This is a genomic window from Oceaniovalibus sp. ACAM 378 (assembly GCF_008085915.1).
Taxonomy (GTDB): Bacteria; Pseudomonadota; Alphaproteobacteria; order Rhodobacterales; family Rhodobacteraceae; genus Oceaniglobus.
The window spans coordinates 15230-30561 of the sequence record NZ_VSJK01000006.1 but is presented as its reverse complement, the minus strand read 5'-3'; the positions used below and the strand labels follow the sequence as shown (position 1 = coordinate 30561).

The window sequence follows — 15332 nt, the reverse complement described above, 5'->3', positions numbered from 1 at the left end:
GATGAGGTGATCGGCTTCGGACAGATCGCTGTGTGCGAACTGGTGATCAGTGGGCCGATCCGGCAGGGGCGGGAAGACCTTTGATCCTCACGTTCACGCAGGCCACCTTGCCGCTGTTCACGGCGCGGGTCAGGGCCGCGTCAAGATCGGCGGGGTCGGTCACATACTCGCCATGTCCGCCGAGTGCCGCCACCGCGAGATCATAACGCGCCCCGCTGAGGGTGCAGCCGATCAGGCGGTCGGGGCCATAGTCGCGCATCTGGATCTGATGTTCGGCGTTCCAGCATTCGTCATTGCCGATCACGACCACGAAGGGGCAGTTTTCCCGCGCTGCGGTTTCGAATTCGGCAAAGTGGAAACCGACAGTTCCGTCGCCCATCAGAGCGAAGACAGTGGCCTTTGGGTTGGCCAGTCTGGCCGCCACACCATAGCACAACGCGCCGCCGATGGCGCCCGACGGACCGTTGATGATGCGCTGCGTGCCCTTGGTGCCCGCCTGCGCCCATTGTCCGAATTCTCCGCCGTCACAGATCACGATGGATGGGGCATGGCTGTCGATCTGGCGCTGTACTGCGGCGCAGAGTTCGGAAGGTGTGATTGTCTGCGTGTCCGTCTCCGGAACAACACGCGCGGCGATCCGGTCTGCGACTTCCTTTTGCCAAGCGGTGCGCGCCGGCCCTTTGCGGGCCGCGGCGATCAGCGCGTCCGCGGCTTCCCGCGGGTCGGCGGCAAGGCAAAGCGTCAGGCGGGACCCGAGATTCAGAGCGGCGCGGTCACGTTCCACCGCTTCGACGTCCACGACGACCCACCGGGCATCGGGGTGACAGACCGCAGGACCGCCAAAGCCCAGCGTGAAATTCACCGGCTTGCCAAGACAGACAATCAGATCGGCCTGTTTCAGCGCAATCGCAAAATCCCCAAGCGAGGGGTCTTTCAGGCCGCGCGGGCTTTCCATTGCGATCACCGGGGCGTCCGTGGCCTTGGCCAGTGCTGCGGTCAGGTCGCCTTGGCGGGTGGCGTTCATGACCGGACCGCACAGGATCAGCGGAGTTTTTGCCGCGCCGATCATCTCGGCTATCTTTTGCGTGTCTTCATCGGACAGCGCGGCGGTGTCGCGGGTCATGTCCTGTGGTGATGGCAGGGTCCCCCCCGCCGCGTCCGCCTCGATCACATCAAAGGGCAGCGCAATATGCACCGGTCCGGGTCGCCCCGAAAGGGCTGTGCGGATCGCGCGGGCCGTTTCGGTGCCGATGTCCCGGGCGCGGGTGGCGCGAAACGACAGCTTGGTCAGCGGCGCGGTGATCGGCACCTGATCGAGTTCCTGAAACGCCCCCTTGCCGTCCTGCGCGCGTGATGAATCGCCTGTCAGGAACAAGATCGGGCTTTCGGACTGGCGGGCGGTGAACAACGGCCCCAGCGCATTGGTGGCGCCCGGTGCGGCGGTGACCATGCACACGCCGATCTCGCCGGTCAGCTGAGCGTGGGCGTCCGCCATGAACACGGCGGCGGCCTCGTGCCTTGTGTGGATGATCCGGATGCCCGCGTCGATGCAGGCGTCATAGATCGGCATGATCTGGTTACCGGACAGCGAAAAGATCCGGGTGACGCCCGCCGCTGCCAGTGTCTGCGCCAAAAGATCCGCGCCGCGGGTCCGGGGTGTGGTTTTGGGCGTGGTCATTGAATTTCCTCAGCTTCTGCATCCGCGGCACGCGCATTGCGGATCGTCTTGAAACCCGCGCGGGCGATGGCAAAGACGGTGATCGCGGTCAGCAACCAGAAGAACCATGTGATCGGCCCACGGAACAGGATCGCCGGAGAGCTGTTCGACATCAGCATCGCCTGACGAAAGTTGTCTTCCAGCAGCGGACCAAGGATGAAGGCGATCAGAAACGGCGCCGACGGCACCTTATAGCGCATCATCAGATAGCCGACTCCGCCCATCACGAACATGACGCCCACGTCGAACAGGTTATTGTTCACCGCGAAGACGCCATAGATGCACAGCACCATGACAGCCGGAAACAGCACGCCGCGCGGGATGTCGGCCACATATTTAAAGCCCTTGATCGCCACCGTACCGATGATGAACAGGAAAACCGAACTGACGATCAGACCGATGAACAGGCCATAGATGATATCGGCGTTCATCACGAACATGATCGGCCCGGGCTGCAACCCGTGGATCATGAATGCGCCAAGAATGATCGCCGTGATCACGTCGCCCGGCACGCCAAGCGCCAGCAGCGGGATCAGCGTGGCGCCCGCGACGCCATTGTTGCCCGCCTCGGCTGCGGCGACACCCTCAAGCTCGCCCTTGCCGAAATTCGCCTTGTTGGGGGATTTGCGCCGCGCCTCGGAATAGGACAGGAACGCGGCCGGGGCCGCCCCAATTCCGGGGATCGAGCCAAGGAAAACGCCGATAAAGCTGCCGCGCACGATGGTGCGGAAACTGGCCTTGTAGTCGGCAAAGGTCACCCAGTTTTTGCCCAACGTGCGGGTCTTGCCCTCGTGGGCTTTCGGGTTCCAGACCATCGCGATGATTTCGGGCAGGGCGAAAAGCCCGATCAGGACGGCAATGAAATTGAGCCCGCCCATCAGCGTGGGACTGCCAAAGGTAAAGCGGTTGGTGCCATAGATCAGATCCAGACCGATCGTGGCCAGCATCAGCCCTAAAAGTGCCGACAGCGCACCGCGCAGCAGGCTGTCGCCCGACACGCCGGCGATGATGGTCAGCGAAAACAGGATCAGCGTGAAGAACTCCGGCGGTCCAAAGCTGAGCGCGAAAGACGCCAGCCAGCCCGCGAACAGGATCAGCGACAGGTTCGAGATCAGATCGGCGGTACACGACGCCCAAAGCGCCATCCCGAGCGCCTTGCCCGCCTGACCCTTTTCCGCCAGCGGATAGCCGTCGAGGATTGTCGCCGAGGATGCGGGCGTGCCCGGCGTGCGGATCAGGATGGCCGGGATCGACCCGCCAAAGATGCCGCCCTTATACACCCCCAGCAACAGCAGGATGCCGGTGATCGGCGCCATTGCAAAGGTAAACGGCAGCGTCAACGCGACCGCCATTGTGGCGGACATGCCCGGTATGGCACCCGCGACGGTGCCCACGGCGACGCCGATGAACAGGGCCAGAAAGCTCTCGATATTGGCAACAAGCGCGAGGCCGGCCATGACGTTATCTACAAAGCTCATGGCAGGCGCACAAAGTTGCCCTGCGGGATCGCCACACCGGCGACATGGGCAAAGAAGGCATAAAGCACCAGCGGCACGCAGATTGCGCAGATGAACGCGGTTTTCGGATGGCTGGTCCGCACCAGCAGGGCCAGCAGCGCAGAGACACCCATCGTGGTCCACACCAGACCCAGCCGGGGCATCAGCGGCATCGTCACGATCAGGATCAGCGCCAGCACAAACAGCCGCAGATAGGCGCGCGTGGGATCGTCGGTGTCAGGCGGAATTTCAGTCGCGAGCCGTGGCATGCGCAACGCGCCGAGCAACAGCGCAGCGCCGATCAACCCGGTCGCCCCGGCGATCACATTGGGCCACATCAAAGGTGACAGGATCATCTTTGACACATTCGACGGTGACGATACCCAGTTCGGGATCAGCACCACCAAAAACAGCAACGACAGGATGATCGCGCTGATACCCAGTTGCAGGTGGATTCTTCTGTCTTCCACGCTTTCGCACCTCGAAAAGTCATTATCGTTGGGAAATGCGCCGGTCCGCTGATCGGTCCGGCGCATCCGTTTTCAGTTTCGAAATAATGTCAGCCTTCGACCCGCATGCCAAGCTGATCTACCAGCGCGCGGAAGGTCTCGTACTGCGTCTGGATGAAGGCGCTCGATTCCTCGGGGGTCATGGACACCAGAACCGACCCGAGACTTTCCATCGTCGCCGCGAACTTCGGGTCCTGTGTGGCGGTGCCGATCCATCCGCCCCATTTGGCCGAAATGTCATCGGGCAGGTCTGCAGGCCCGGCAATCCCGGTCCAGCCGACGAGCTGTTCCAGATTGGGCTTGCCAAGATCGGCGGATGTCGGTGCATCAAAGCCGACGACCGGTTCCGCCGTCGTGACCATCAGCGGCACCAGCTGACCGTTGGCGACAAAGTTGGCCAGCGCGGACGAGTTGGTGCACACGAAAGTCACAGTGCCGTTTAAGACTGCCGTCGCTGCTTCGCCACCACCCTTTTGCGGGATATGCGTCGCTGCCGTGTTGGCGTTTTCAACGCCGAATTCGTTCAGCACCATGACAGCCGCCAGATGCAGCAGCGTTCCGACACCGGATGAACTGAACGATGCGTTGCCTTCCTTTACCTTGGCGATCAACTCGTCCATCGACTTGATCCCCGAAGCCGGAGTGACGGCACAGGCAACGGGGTTGATCTCGTACACCGTGACAAACCGGAAATCATCCAGCGTGTATGGCAATGTGGCTTTCATCGCCGGGCTGACCGTGTGCGATCCGACCCGTGCGAACAGCATCGTATAACCATCGGGTTTCGCGTTCATCACGGCGACCGACCCTGTGGCGCCGCCCGCACCGGCGACGTTGGTCATGACGAGCGGTTTGCCCACCGCCTCACCCAGCGAGCCCGAGATCGCCCGCGCGGAAATATCCGTGGCCCCACCTGCGCTGAACGGAATGATCATGTTGATCGCGCGTTCGGGGTATTCTGCCAGCGCCATCGTCGCGCTCAATCCGAGCGCGACAGCACTTACCGCGGCGATTTTCCTGAGTGTCATACGTTCCTCCTCCGTTTGGTTCATGTGCGCCAGTGGGTCAGGCATCCTGCCAGCCCCTGTGCATTCTACGTTTATTGACCGGACCGTATTCGTAAGTCATACTTGTGAGAAGCGACAATTAGTTACACCAAATGTTAGATTTACTTACGCTACGGATCGGTAAGAATGTCCATAAGAGTGCTGAAAACCCTTATAGCCGTGGCAGATCATGGCACGTTCAGCGCCGCGTCCGAAGCGGTTTTTGTCACCCATGCGGCCGTCAGCCAACAGATGAAGGCGTTGGAAAGCAACTGGGACGTGGTGATTTTTGATCGCTCCAAACGCACACCAGAACTGACGCCTATCGGCCTGCAACTGGTGGCCAGGGCGCGCGAGGTTGTTCGCAGCTATGATAATATCGTGCCATCGGTGCTAGGCGATGACGGGCTGACCGGAGAATTGTATCTGGGGGCGGTCCCGACCACCCTGACCGCTCTGTTGCCGCTGGCGATTTCCGCGCTGAAACGATGCTGGCCGAAACTGCACATCCGCGTCGTGCCGGGACTGACCCACGAGCTGATGCGCCAGCTTGAACGCGGCGCTTTGGGGGCGGCGCTGATCTCACGCCCTGCGTCCCTGACTGACGCCTATCACTGGACCGAGATCGCGGCCGAGCCATTTGAACTGCTGGCAAGCATGGACACCGTAAGCGACGATCCGTTGCATTTGTTGGAAAAATACCCGTTTATCCGCTTTTCGCGCGAAGCGGTGGTGGGCATGCAGATCGAAAACTGGCTGGTGGAACACAAGGTGAGGGTGTCCGACATCATGGAGCTTGATGGACTTGAGGCGATTTCCAGCATGGTTCTGAGCAACCTCGGGGTTTCGATTGCACCGCGCCCCTGTGTCGAAAGCTATAACCCGCTTCCGTTGCGGCGCCTTCCCCTGCCCGTCAATGCGCCGGTGCGACGGCTGGGCCTGATCAGCCGCAAGGACGCGCCCAAGGGCCGGGTGATCGATGAGGTTTGCAGGGTTCTGCTCGAGGCGGTCGCAATCGGCAAATTCGCACCGGTTTTCCAAGGCGAACCCCGCGCATGACCGTTGAGTTTCTGTTGATATTGGCGGCGGGTGCGGCGGCGGGCGGACTGATCAACGGTCTTGCCGGGTTCGGCACAGCGCTTTTCGGTCTGGGGTTCTGGTTGCAGATCATGGACCCGGTGCATGCGGTTGCGGTGGCGATCTTCATGTCCGTGGCCACTGGCCTGCAGGGGGCGTGGCTGGTGCGCCGGTCGATCATGGATCAACCACGACGGCTTGCGGGATTTGTGGTGCCGGGGTTGGTGGGGATACCTTTGGGTGTGGCAGCGCTGTCGTTTCTGCATCCCGGGTATCTGAAGATCACGATTGCAGCGATGATGATTCTTTATGGCGGGTTCTTCACCGTGCGCCGCACCCTGCCCAGACTGGAGCGTTCGACACCCGTGATCGACGGCTGTATCGGCTTTCTGGGTGGCATCATGGGCGGGGCGATCTCGCTGTCGGGCGCTTTGCCTACGATGTGGTCGGCGATGAAAATCTGGTCAAAGTCCGAAACCCGCGCCGTTCTGCAACCGTTCAACATTGTGATTCTCGGTGTCACCGGCATCGTGTTGCTGTTTCGCGGCGTCTATACCCTTGAGACGATGACGCATATCGCCGTCGCTCTGCCTGTGGCGCTGATTTTTGCACAGACCGGAATTGCCCTTTTCAAGCGGTTGACCGATGACCAGTTCCGTCAACTGCTGGTGGCGATGATGTTCCTTTCGGGGACGATCCTGCTGGCCAAGGAAGTGCTGTAAAGCCGCTTCAACCGATCAGTTCATCGCTCTTGTCGTCGGTTTCGCCAAAGCGTTTCAGGGTCGCGGGGCGGGTGCCCTCATAGATCCGCTCGAGGTTCTGGGAAATCCGTTCGTTTTCACGCTCGAACAGGCAGCGACCCTCGATGTCAGAGGCGACGATGAATGGTCCCATGCGGTTGCATTTGATCACCCACATCGCCTGTGCCAGCCCAAGTTCTTCGTTCCAATGCACCGCCTCGACGCTTTCAACACCCCGCCCCAAAAGCGCGCCGGTGCCATAGCCGACGGTGCTGAGATAGATTGCGCCATTGGGTACGAAATACGCCTTATAGTCTTTGCTGCTCATCCCGCCCTTGCCGATCACCAGTTTGGCACCGGATTTTTCCAACCATTCAGGCAGCCATTTGGCGAAGCGGAACGATGCTGTCGCAGTGACAGCACCCATGGTGAAGGTACCGTCGGCGTTGATCCGTGCCGCGGGCGAGCAATGGAAATTCGTCGCACTTTCGGCGGGAAGCTCCATCGGAATATTCGCCTTATCCTCAAGGGCGCGCTTATATACCCCTTCGCGGGCGGTATACATCAGCCCGTCAAGGTACACGATATCGCCCAGCTGCAACTCGGCCAGCGCCTCGGGGCTCGGGGTTGTGCTCAGTCTGATTTCACGTGGGCTCATGTCGGGGTCTCCTGCAGGATTGCGTCGGTGTCGCGGCCAAAGGTCGGGGCAGCGTCAAGCTGTGTCGGTGCCCAAGGGGCAGCAAACGGCAGACCGGGGACACGCACGGTGATGCCCAGTTCCGGCACCGGCAGATCAAGCCAGCCGGGCGATCCCGCCATCTGTGGATGGGCAAGGCATTGGGCCAAAGACAGAACCGGCCCGGCGGGCACATTGGCCCCGGCCAGCAGGTCGTCCCAATGCGCGGCGGGCGCAGTGGCAAAGATCGACGACAGCCGAGCGGTGACCTTTTGCGGGTCCGGTTCATCGGCAAGGTCAGGCGCGTTCAACGCCGCGCAGAGGCGTGTCGCCTGCGCAGGCGTGTTCGCGGTAATCACGATCCGTTCCCCACCGGCGCAGTCGAAACGCCCGGCATAGGGTGAATCGGAAAACGCGCGGTTGCCGTCCAGCCCGCGCAGCGCGCCGGTCGTCTGGTGATTGACGGCATAGGCGCCCATGAATCCGGTCATCGCATCAAGCATCGAAACGTGGAGTTCCTGCGCCCTGTCCGGTTGGCGCGCACGGCGCAGCAGTGCCGCAAGAACGGCCGCAACCATCGCCTGCCCTGCGACATAATCCACGATCGGCAGCCCGACGCGCTGCGGCCCTGACCCTTCGTCTCCGGTCATTGCCATCAGCCCGCAGAACCCCTGAAGGATGTGATCATAGGCGGGCCGCCCCGCGAGCGGACCGGTCGGCCCGAAGCCCGACAGACCGGCGTGGATGATATCGGGGTTCACGGCGCGCACGGCGTCAAATCCAAGGCCCAGACGGTCGATCACGCCGGGGCGAAAATTCTGCACCAGAACGTCTGCCGTGGTTGCCAGACGCAGGGCCGTGTCGCGCCCGGCGTCGGTCTTGAGGTCCAGAACGATGGATTGCTTGCCGGCATTCTGGCTCAGGAAAGACGCGCCCAGACCGGCGGCTTTCATTGTGTCGGTGCCGCCGTGGCCGCGCACGAAATCATCGCCGCCCGGTCGCTCTATCCGGATGACGCGGGCGCCCATCAGGGCAAGCTGCCCGGTGGCATAGGGCCCGGCCAGCACATGGGTGAAATCAAGGATCGTCACCCCGTCAAGAGGTCGCGCGCCGGCGGCGTCGTGCGGTTCGGACGGGAGATGCGGGACCTGTGTCATTCGGCAGCTACGGCTGGCAGCTCCCATTCCACCGTCTCGCGCCGCTGATAGTCAGTGAACCAGTCGGGATCGGTGCGGTATTCGACCCGCCCGTCGGGGAAAACCCGCGCCACGGCCCGGCGCGAAGACAGGCAGAAGGCATGAACCGACATCTGCATACCGCCGGTGTGGCAATAGCCAACCTCGATATGGGCGTCGATCACCATGGATTTGCCGACAAACCCCATCGCGCCCATGCCGATGGAATTGCCCAGCTCTTTCAACTCCAGTTCAAGCTCGGCAATGCGCGGGTCGGAATTGCGATCGCCCACCGTGCGCAGACAGGCCGCGCGTTTGCCCAGCACCATGCAGGTATCCTTGCAGCCGCCCAGACCGATGCCGATGATCGCAGGCTGACAGGCCAGACCGCGTTTCCCGAAAGAGATGAGCGAGTCGAGATAGAAGCGTTTGATCCCCTGAATCCCGTCTGACGGAAACAACATCCGGTAATCGGTGCCGAACAGCCCGCCCTTGTGCACGGTGATCAGGTCGATCCACTCGCCGCCCGGTTCATAGCCATATTCGATTTCGGGCGCGCCGATGCCGACATTGTTGTCATGATCGGTCCGCCACAACGGATGCACCCGGTTCGGCCTGAGTGGGACACCGTTGGTGGCATTGGCCGTGGCGCGGCGCAGTGCGGCCTCCAGCGCGATTGGCCCGCCTTCAACCTGGGTCTCATTGCCCATCTTGATGTACCAGCGCGGCGTGCCGGTATCGCCGCACATCGCGCGGCGGTCCTGCTTGGCGACTTCGTAATTTTCCAGCATCGCCTTGAGGACAAAGGACGACAGATCGCCATCCTCGACCGCTGACGCCGCCTTGAGACCGGTTAGATAATCGTCGGGAATCTCGATGGCGGCTTTGTCCATCAGAATTTCTGCGGTTTTCTGGATCAAATCAATGGATATCATCAGACGGCCTCCACCAGAGTTTCGGGTTCACCTGCGGGCAAAACGGTTTCACCGGGCCGGACAATCGTGAACTTCACCGGCGCCCGGGTCACCTGCACCTCGCCTCCACTCATCTGTGCCAGAGTGAAATACGAGCTTTCCATCGACCCGCTGTCAGGAAAGTCTTCGCGGTAATGCGCCCCGCGCGAGTTTTCCCGCGCGATGCCTGCCTGTGCGATCACTTCGGATACATCGACAAGACTCGCCATGTTCAACCAATCGTGCCAGGTCAGATTGAACGCCAGATTGTCACCTGCGACGCCGGTTTGCAAAAGCTCTGCCTTGATGCTCTCCACCCGGTCGATACCGCGCAGCATCCCGACCTCGGTGCGCAACACACCGACATCTTCCCACATTGCCTCTTGCAGCGCGTGGCGCAAAGCCTGCACATTGCCGGGCTTCAACGACAAGGGCCGCTGCGCCCGGGCAATTTCGGCGTCCAGCACAGTTTCGTCAGGGTCGCGCAGCCCGGCCATCTTGCGGATATCCATGCCCATCACGTCGCCCGCGACACCGCCGTAAACGGTGGAGTTGGCGACACCGTTGCCGCCCAGACGGTTGGAGCCATGGGCCCCGCCCGCATCTTCGCCCGCAACATACAGGCCTTCCATCGCCGTGCGGGTGTCAGGATCAACCACGACGCCGCCCATGAAATAATGCGCGGTCGGCACCACTTCGACCAGCCCGCCCGCCAGATCGAAACCGCTGTCGGCACAGCGCTTGACCATGCCGCTGAATTTCGCACGCACGTTGTCCGGTCCGAGATGCGCCATCGAGATGAACACGCCACCATTCTTTGACGTGTTGTTCTTGCGCATCTCTGCATAGATGCCCCGGCTGACCACATCGCGCGTGGCCCGTTCGCCGCGCGGATCATAGTCGAACATGAACCGGTTTTCGGCGCCGTTCAGCAGTTGTCCACCTGCGCCGCGCAACCCTTCCTCAAGCACCGTTCCGGTCATCTTGGTGTGATCCCCGGCCAACAGTCCTGTCGGGTGAAACTGCACCATTTCCATGTCGCGCAGCGGCAGCCCGGCGCGCAAAGCCATGGCCAGACCGTCCATCGTCTTGTCACCCGATGGCGTGTGATACTTGTACATCGTCGGGCCACCGCCCGTGCCCATCATCACCGTCTTGGCGCGCACAAAGCGGAACCGGCCGGTGCGCATGTCGATGAACAGAACCCCCGCCAGCGCCGAGCCGTCGCGTGTCGGGATCAAGCCGATTGCCCGGTGTTCCTGTAGTTTTTCGACGGGCCGGGACAGAACCTGTTCCATCAGGCGGTTGATGATCTCGATCCCGGTCAGGTCACCTTTGTGCACGGTGCGGTCTGCGGTCTGTCCGGCGAATGCCTTGTGATGCAGCGTGCCATCGGTATTGCGATCAAAGAAACAGCCGATCTCGTTTTCCAACTCGCGCACACGCACCACGGCCTGTTCGCACAGCTTCCAGGCCATGTCCTGATCGGGCAGCCACTTGCCGCCGATGATCGTGTCCATGAAATGCCGCTCGACCGTGTCACCGGTGCCCAAGGCGACGTTATAGCCCCCCTGCACCATCCGCGTGCAGCCGCATTTGCCGATCAGTCCTTTGACCGCGATGGTGATCTTCGTGCCCGCAGGCGCCGTCTGTTGCGCATGCAGGGCGGCAAACATGCCAGCCCCGCCGGTCCCGAGGATCAGGATGTCAGTGTCGTGCCGGTCGATGTTCGAAGTTGATGCCATGTCATATCGCCCGCATAAAAAACATTGTGGAAATCAGGAAGGCACCGCCGACCGCCGCCGCCGCCAGCGTCTTTTGCCCATTGGACCAAGGCAGCCATTCCAGCGCCATCAGTCGAAGACCGCCGAAGATATGCACCGCCAGCAGGAACACCAAACCGTATTCCGCGACCTTAACGATCATCAGGTCCGTCCATTTCAGGAACCCATCGAGCCTTTCAGGCTGCGTCAGAGCAAGAGACATGATGTAGAAATGTGCCGGCAGGAACAAAGCCAGCGACAGCCCCGACAGCCGATGCAGGATATAGGCGAACCAGAGCGTATGTGTGCGATGTGGCCGGATCATGTCTGTGTCACCGCAAGCACCGCCTGCGCCCCCATCGCCAGAAGCACCAAAAAGACCGCCCAGCCAAACACCGTCAACACCATGCCGCGCAGGCCCAGCCATTCCGACACGATGACCCGCAGGCCGATGGCGGCGTGGATCGAGACGGCGGCAACAAAACTACCGTAGAACAAGAACCAGAACACGCTGCCCTGCGTCCGGCCCAGAATCTCGTCCGCCGAAAGACCGCCCTGAATGGCATAGATCATCACCGCGATATGCCCCAACGTCAGAGGCGCCATGATCAGCGCGGAAATCCGTTGCAGCATGTAAAGCCGGATATCCATCATGTCCGGCTGCCTTTCCGGAAGAACGATGTGGCGGTCGCGCGTTTCAGGCCCGCAATCGCCTTCATTGGATTGAGATCGTTCGGGCAATGAACGGCGCAACTGCCCTGAGAGTGACAATTGTGACAGCCACCAACCCCCGAAACGGCGTCCAGCACCTGTTGCCTGCCTGCATCCTTGGAGTCGTTATAAACCGTCCAGGCCCGCTGCAACGCCGCTGGTCCCAGATAATCGGGGTTGTTCGCCACCGTGTCGCAGGCCGCATAGCAGACCGAGCAGTTGATGCATTCGATCCCCGACGCGGCCTCGACCCGGGCGGCGCTTTCGGGATTGATCTGCTCGATCGGGTCATGGCGTGACTTTGTTGGGTGATGCAGACCCTCGGCGGCGATCCATTTGTCAAAGAACGGGTCCATGTCCGTCGCCAGATCCTTGATCACCGGCAGGTTGCGCAGGGGGGCTATTTCGACCCGGTTGTCCTGAACGACCTTTTGCACGTGGGTCCGGCAGGTCCAGCGCGGAACGCCGTTGACCATCATCGCGCATGATCCGCACATACCGACACGACAGGCATAGCGATAGGTCAGCGTCGGATCGCTGTTCTGCTGAATCCATGCCACGATATCGAGAATCGTCTGACTCTCAAAGTTCGGCACCTCGAAACTCTCAAAGCTGCCGCCGCTTTCGGCGCCACGCCACACGCTTACCGTCAATGTATCCGGAGTGGCTTTCACCGGGCACCTCCATGTCTGGTCGAACCCCTGCCTAATTTGTTATTGGAAAGCTCCGCTAACATAAAGGAATAAATTCTAAACATTAGCGTAAGAAAAATTACAAGGTCGATGGATTTTCAGGCGGCCCGATTTGTCTATAGTCCCGCCAAGAAGGTTTCTGGCCCGGCTCTCCCGGACCGCAAGGAGAATGCCGTGACTGCACCTCGCCACTCCAAGAGCATCGCAGCCCTTGTCCCCAACACCCTGTTTCACGAGGTCGACCCCGGTTCCGCCATCCGGCCTGTCGATTTCACGCTGGCCGCGCAGCAGCCGAAGGCATTTCGGTGGCTTAGGCGGTGAGCGTCAAGGCAATCCGCGAGGCGCTGGCGGCCCGCTTCGGGGATGCGCCAGCCGTGCCAGAGGACATCACCGGGGCCGATCTGCTGCGCCGGATTGCACAGCGTGGATCATGTCGCAGCTTTCAGGACCGGGCGGTTGCGCCGGACCTGATGGATACACTCTGCGCAGTCGCCCTGTCGTCGCCATCGAAAAGCGATCTGCAACAGCGCGATATCGTGCAGATCCGCGATCCGGCTCTGTTGGCGCAGGTGCGGGGGTTTCTGGCGCCGCAACTCTGGACCGGAGCGGTGCCACATCTGTTGATTTTCTGCGGCAACAACCGGCGGCAACGGCAACTGCACGGCTGGCGCGGACATGCTTTCGCCAACGATCATCTGGATGCATTTTTCAACGCCACCGCCGACGCCGCCATCGCGCTCGCTACATTCGTCACTGCGGCCGAGGCTGCGGGCCTTGGATGCTGCCCGATCAGCACTGTCCGAAACCATGCCGAAGACATTAGCGCCCTGATCGGGCTGCCCGATCACGTCTTTCCGCTTGCCGGGGTGGCGGTGGGATATCCTGCCGCCGACACGCCCGCGATCAGCATGCGCCTGCCGTTGCGGACCACGGTGCATATCGACAGGTTTGACGACACACAGATCCAACAGGATGTCGCGGATTATGACGCACGGCGTCTTGCGCGGGCGCCATATGCGCAGCAACGCAGCCCGGAGCGTTTCGGCACCGCCGAGCGCTACACTTGGTCCGAGGAAAAGGCGCGCCAGTATGCCCTGCCCGAACGGACCGGGTTCGGCGCGTTCATCCGCCGGATCGGGTTTCGCCTCGACTGACCCTCCTCAGCTCAAAGCTGTCCGGCAGATCGGTGCATGCCCCCTCGCCCGGCACATCGCGCCTGCCCGATCTGTGCAGTCGTCTGTGCAGTCTGGGGCGATAATCGCCGCGCAGGTGACCCAGCCGATAGGGCGGACTTCGCCCAGCGCGATCCCCTCTCGGACACAGGCGCCGACGAACTGACGCAGCGCCTCAGGGTCCATCGCGTCGTCGGTCCGTCCCTTGCGCAGGATGCTTTTGCGCAGGCAGCAGGCACACCCGAGCGTGCAGGCAAGCGTCGGCTCAACCAGCAGGTCAATGTGCCGATCCAGCGTATCCTCGGCGGCCCGCCCATCGGCCAGAAGCGTATGGGCGGCCCGCCGAGGGATTGGCTTGTTGCCTTCCCAACGAGAACATTTGGCAAGATCAGCCCGGTGGGATTGGATTCGGCAAACCGGCTTACTTGGCAAGACACACTTCAGCCCGCCTGAGCCAGAACGGTTTTGGGTGAATGCCGGACGAGCAAGCGGCAAACTATAGATGCAGCCGCTCGTTCAGCGACGCGGTCAATTGCAGTGATTAAGTCCGCGGAGAACGCGCGTCGCGGGTCTAACACGGCTGCCTGTCGTGGATTTCTTGAAGCGGACTGGATTTCGACTGAAATTGTATCAAGCAACCAATCGAACGGCAACAGAATGCAATATCTTGACGGGAAAGCCCGGAAGAGTTTCGACGGATGACAACATCGTCGTCACCGGGTAAAGGACCGGATTGCTGCGCGATGCAGGCGCGAATCTCGATCGCGCAACTGACGGCCTGCCTTGGGGTATTAAACGGGCTGAACGCGCATCAGACCGACGCTGCGAAGAAGGAATATCTGACATGACCAAACCACGTCACGCTGCTCCCGACGGCACGCTGACATTGCAGACGGTCGCCTTTCCCCGGGATACCAATTCGGGTGGCGATGTGTTCGGCGGCTGGGTGATCAGCCAGATGGATATTGCTGCGGGCGTTACGGCGGCGCAGCGGGCCGGCGGGCGCTGTGCCACCGTGGCGGTCGATGCGATGCGGTTTCACGCGCCGATCTTTGTCGGCGATCTGGTTTCGGTCCACACGCGCATCCTGCGCACGGGCCACACATCTCTGACCATGCATGTTGAAACCTGGGTCCGGCGTCAGCGCACGGGTGAGCTTTTGATGGTGACCGAGGGCGATTTTACCTTTGTCGCGATCTCGGCTTCGGGGGTGAAACGGCCCCTTCCGCCGGAAAATGTGCCCACCGTCAACGGCTGAGACGGCATTGCCCCCGGTGGATCAGCCCGGCCAAAGCACCGTCTGTTTGCCGCCAAGTCTGGAATGCGACAGAGGCCGCATCGGTTACCAGCAGATCCCAGAATAGCTCCCACCCGACACCATATCCCGGTTCAGCCGGGTCAGATCGACCACCGGCCGTGTCGGTGCCGCCGCCTTAAGATTGGCGACAGTATCACCATCGAAATTGCCGACCAGAACCGCGCCGGATTCATCGCTCAACACATCGGCTTTTCAGGTCGGGGAACACGTCATTGCCACGCCCCGCAGTCGCGTTTTCGTTCTCATAAGCCGCGACCCCGCAAGGATCCGGGACTGCCGACGTCCGG

The 15332-nt window shown here is 61.6% G+C and carries 18 protein-coding genes; 6 read left to right on the top strand and 12 right to left on the bottom strand.

The window, feature by feature from the left end:
* Positions 1 to 46: 46 nt before the first annotated feature.
* The 4 genes from FQ320_RS09030 to FQ320_RS09015 form a co-directional block, all read right to left on the bottom strand.
* The gene (locus FQ320_RS09030) at positions 47 to 1678 is read right to left on the bottom strand and encodes a thiamine pyrophosphate-binding protein (RefSeq protein WP_148471409.1); all 1632 of its coding nucleotides are present in this window, start codon (positions 1676 to 1678) and stop codon (positions 47 to 49) included.
* Positions 1675 to 3195 (bottom strand): tripartite tricarboxylate transporter permease, encoded by a 1521-nt coding sequence (locus FQ320_RS09025; protein ID WP_148471407.1) that lies wholly within the window; start codon positions 3193 to 3195, stop codon positions 1675 to 1677. Before FQ320_RS09025 ends, FQ320_RS09030 begins: the two co-directional genes overlap by 4 nt.
* The gene (locus tag FQ320_RS09020) at positions 3192 to 3683 is read right to left on the bottom strand and encodes a tripartite tricarboxylate transporter TctB family protein (protein WP_255509438.1); all 492 of its coding nucleotides are present in this window, start codon (positions 3681 to 3683) and stop codon (positions 3192 to 3194) included. Before FQ320_RS09020 ends, FQ320_RS09025 begins: the two co-directional genes overlap by 4 nt.
* Positions 3684 to 3772: 89 nt before the next feature.
* Positions 3773 to 4750, bottom strand: coding sequence for a tripartite tricarboxylate transporter substrate binding protein (locus tag FQ320_RS09015; RefSeq protein ID WP_148471405.1), 978 nt, complete (start codon positions 4748 to 4750; stop codon positions 3773 to 3775).
* 165 nt (positions 4751 to 4915) lie between these two features.
* Between FQ320_RS09015 and FQ320_RS09010 the strand changes: the two genes are divergently transcribed.
* Positions 4916 to 5827: a LysR substrate-binding domain-containing protein gene (locus FQ320_RS09010; protein ID WP_148471403.1), complete on the top strand. Its 912-nt coding sequence runs from the start codon at positions 4916 to 4918 to the stop codon at positions 5825 to 5827.
* A complete protein-coding gene (locus tag FQ320_RS09005) occupies positions 5824 to 6567 on the top strand; it encodes a sulfite exporter TauE/SafE family protein (protein ID WP_148471402.1) in 744 nt (247 codons plus the stop codon). Before FQ320_RS09010 ends, FQ320_RS09005 begins: the two co-directional genes overlap by 4 nt.
* A gap of 7 nt (positions 6568 to 6574) precedes the next feature.
* On the opposite strand, the gene FQ320_RS09000 is transcribed toward FQ320_RS09005, so the two are convergent.
* Genes FQ320_RS09000 through FQ320_RS08970 form a run of 7 tightly spaced genes read right to left on the bottom strand, consistent with a single transcriptional unit; the run spans position 6575 to position 12537 of the window.
* Positions 6575 to 7243 (bottom strand): fumarate hydratase C-terminal domain-containing protein, encoded by a 669-nt coding sequence (locus FQ320_RS09000; protein WP_148471401.1) that lies wholly within the window; start codon positions 7241 to 7243, stop codon positions 6575 to 6577.
* On the bottom strand, positions 7240 to 8418 hold the full coding sequence (locus tag FQ320_RS08995) for a CaiB/BaiF CoA-transferase family protein (RefSeq protein WP_187393837.1): 1179 nt from the start codon (positions 8416 to 8418) through the stop codon (positions 7240 to 7242). Before FQ320_RS08995 ends, FQ320_RS09000 begins: the two co-directional genes overlap by 4 nt.
* Positions 8415 to 9371, bottom strand: a complete 957-nt coding sequence (locus tag FQ320_RS08990) for a fumarate hydratase (RefSeq protein ID WP_148471399.1) — start codon at positions 9369 to 9371, stop codon at positions 8415 to 8417. Before FQ320_RS08990 ends, FQ320_RS08995 begins: the two co-directional genes overlap by 4 nt.
* Complete coding sequence (locus FQ320_RS08985) at positions 9371 to 11134, bottom strand: L-aspartate oxidase (protein ID WP_148471398.1); 1764 nt, start codon at positions 11132 to 11134, stop codon at positions 9371 to 9373. The genes FQ320_RS08990 and FQ320_RS08985 overlap by 1 nt, the downstream gene beginning before the upstream one ends.
* 1 nt (position 11135) lies before the next feature.
* Positions 11136 to 11477, bottom strand: coding sequence for a succinate dehydrogenase (locus FQ320_RS08980; RefSeq protein WP_148471397.1), 342 nt, complete (start codon positions 11475 to 11477; stop codon positions 11136 to 11138).
* On the bottom strand, positions 11474 to 11806 hold the full coding sequence (locus FQ320_RS08975; protein ID WP_148471396.1) for a succinate dehydrogenase: 333 nt from the start codon (positions 11804 to 11806) through the stop codon (positions 11474 to 11476). The genes FQ320_RS08980 and FQ320_RS08975 overlap by 4 nt, the downstream gene beginning before the upstream one ends.
* Positions 11803 to 12537 carry a succinate dehydrogenase/fumarate reductase iron-sulfur subunit gene (locus FQ320_RS08970; protein ID WP_148471395.1) on the bottom strand — a complete coding sequence of 245 codons (735 nt, stop codon included), beginning with the start codon at positions 12535 to 12537 and terminating at the stop codon, positions 11803 to 11805. The genes FQ320_RS08975 and FQ320_RS08970 overlap by 4 nt, the downstream gene beginning before the upstream one ends.
* 192 nt (positions 12538 to 12729) lie before the next feature.
* On the opposite strand from FQ320_RS08970, the gene FQ320_RS25615 reads away from it, so the two are divergent.
* From FQ320_RS25615 to FQ320_RS08955, 4 genes are all read left to right on the top strand, one after another.
* Entirely contained in the window at positions 12730 to 12876 is a 147-nt protein-coding gene (locus FQ320_RS25615; RefSeq protein WP_187393836.1) for a hypothetical protein, read from the top strand.
* Entirely contained in the window at positions 12873 to 13709 is an 837-nt protein-coding gene (locus FQ320_RS08965; RefSeq protein WP_255509437.1) for a nitroreductase family protein, read from the top strand. The genes FQ320_RS25615 and FQ320_RS08965 overlap by 4 nt, the downstream gene beginning before the upstream one ends.
* Before the next feature lie 36 nt (positions 13710 to 13745).
* Positions 13746 to 14180 (top strand): hypothetical protein, encoded by a 435-nt coding sequence (locus FQ320_RS08960; RefSeq protein ID WP_148471394.1) that lies wholly within the window; start codon positions 13746 to 13748, stop codon positions 14178 to 14180.
* 391 nt (positions 14181 to 14571) lie between these two features.
* Positions 14572 to 14985, top strand: a complete 414-nt coding sequence (locus FQ320_RS08955; protein ID WP_148471393.1) for an acyl-CoA thioesterase — start codon at positions 14572 to 14574, stop codon at positions 14983 to 14985.
* An 84-nt stretch (positions 14986 to 15069) separates the two neighbouring features.
* Here the strand turns inward: FQ320_RS08955 and FQ320_RS25610 are convergent, their stop codons facing one another.
* Positions 15070 to 15225, bottom strand: a complete 156-nt coding sequence (locus FQ320_RS25610) for a hypothetical protein (protein ID WP_187393835.1) — start codon at positions 15223 to 15225, stop codon at positions 15070 to 15072.
* Positions 15226 to 15332 lie beyond the last annotated feature (107 nt).

Bases quoted from the DNA above. Each gene is read 5' to 3' on its own strand.
- FQ320_RS09030 (WP_148471409.1), bottom strand. From the start codon at position 1,678: ATGACCACGCCCAAAACCACACCCCGGACCCGCGGCGCGGATCTTTTG.
- FQ320_RS09025 (WP_148471407.1), bottom strand. From the start codon at position 3,195: ATGAGCTTTGTAGATAACGTCATGGCCGGCCTCGCGCTTGTTGCCAAT.
- FQ320_RS09015 (WP_148471405.1), bottom strand. From the start codon at position 4,750: ATGACACTCAGGAAAATCGCCGCGGTAAGTGCTGTCGCGCTCGGATTG.
- FQ320_RS09010 (WP_148471403.1), top strand. From the start codon at position 4,916: ATGTCCATAAGAGTGCTGAAAACCCTTATAGCCGTGGCAGATCATGGC.
- FQ320_RS09005 (WP_148471402.1), top strand. From the start codon at position 5,824: ATGACCGTTGAGTTTCTGTTGATATTGGCGGCGGGTGCGGCGGCGGGC.
- FQ320_RS09000 (WP_148471401.1), bottom strand. From the start codon at position 7,243: ATGAGCCCACGTGAAATCAGACTGAGCACAACCCCGAGCCCCGAGGCG.
- FQ320_RS08995 (WP_187393837.1), bottom strand. From the start codon at position 8,418: ATGACACAGGTCCCGCATCTCCCGTCCGAACCGCACGACGCCGCCGGC.
- FQ320_RS08990 (WP_148471399.1), bottom strand. From the start codon at position 9,371: ATGATATCCATTGATTTGATCCAGAAAACCGCAGAAATTCTGATGGAC.
- FQ320_RS08985 (WP_148471398.1), bottom strand. From the start codon at position 11,134: ATGGCATCAACTTCGAACATCGACCGGCACGACACTGACATCCTGATC.
- FQ320_RS08980 (WP_148471397.1), bottom strand. From the start codon at position 11,477: ATGATCCGGCCACATCGCACACATACGCTCTGGTTCGCCTATATCCTG.
- FQ320_RS08975 (WP_148471396.1), bottom strand. From the start codon at position 11,806: ATGATGGATATCCGGCTTTACATGCTGCAACGGATTTCCGCGCTGATC.
- FQ320_RS08960 (WP_148471394.1), top strand. From the start codon at position 13,746: ATGCCCCCTCGCCCGGCACATCGCGCCTGCCCGATCTGTGCAGTCGTC.
- FQ320_RS08955 (WP_148471393.1), top strand. From the start codon at position 14,572: ATGACCAAACCACGTCACGCTGCTCCCGACGGCACGCTGACATTGCAG.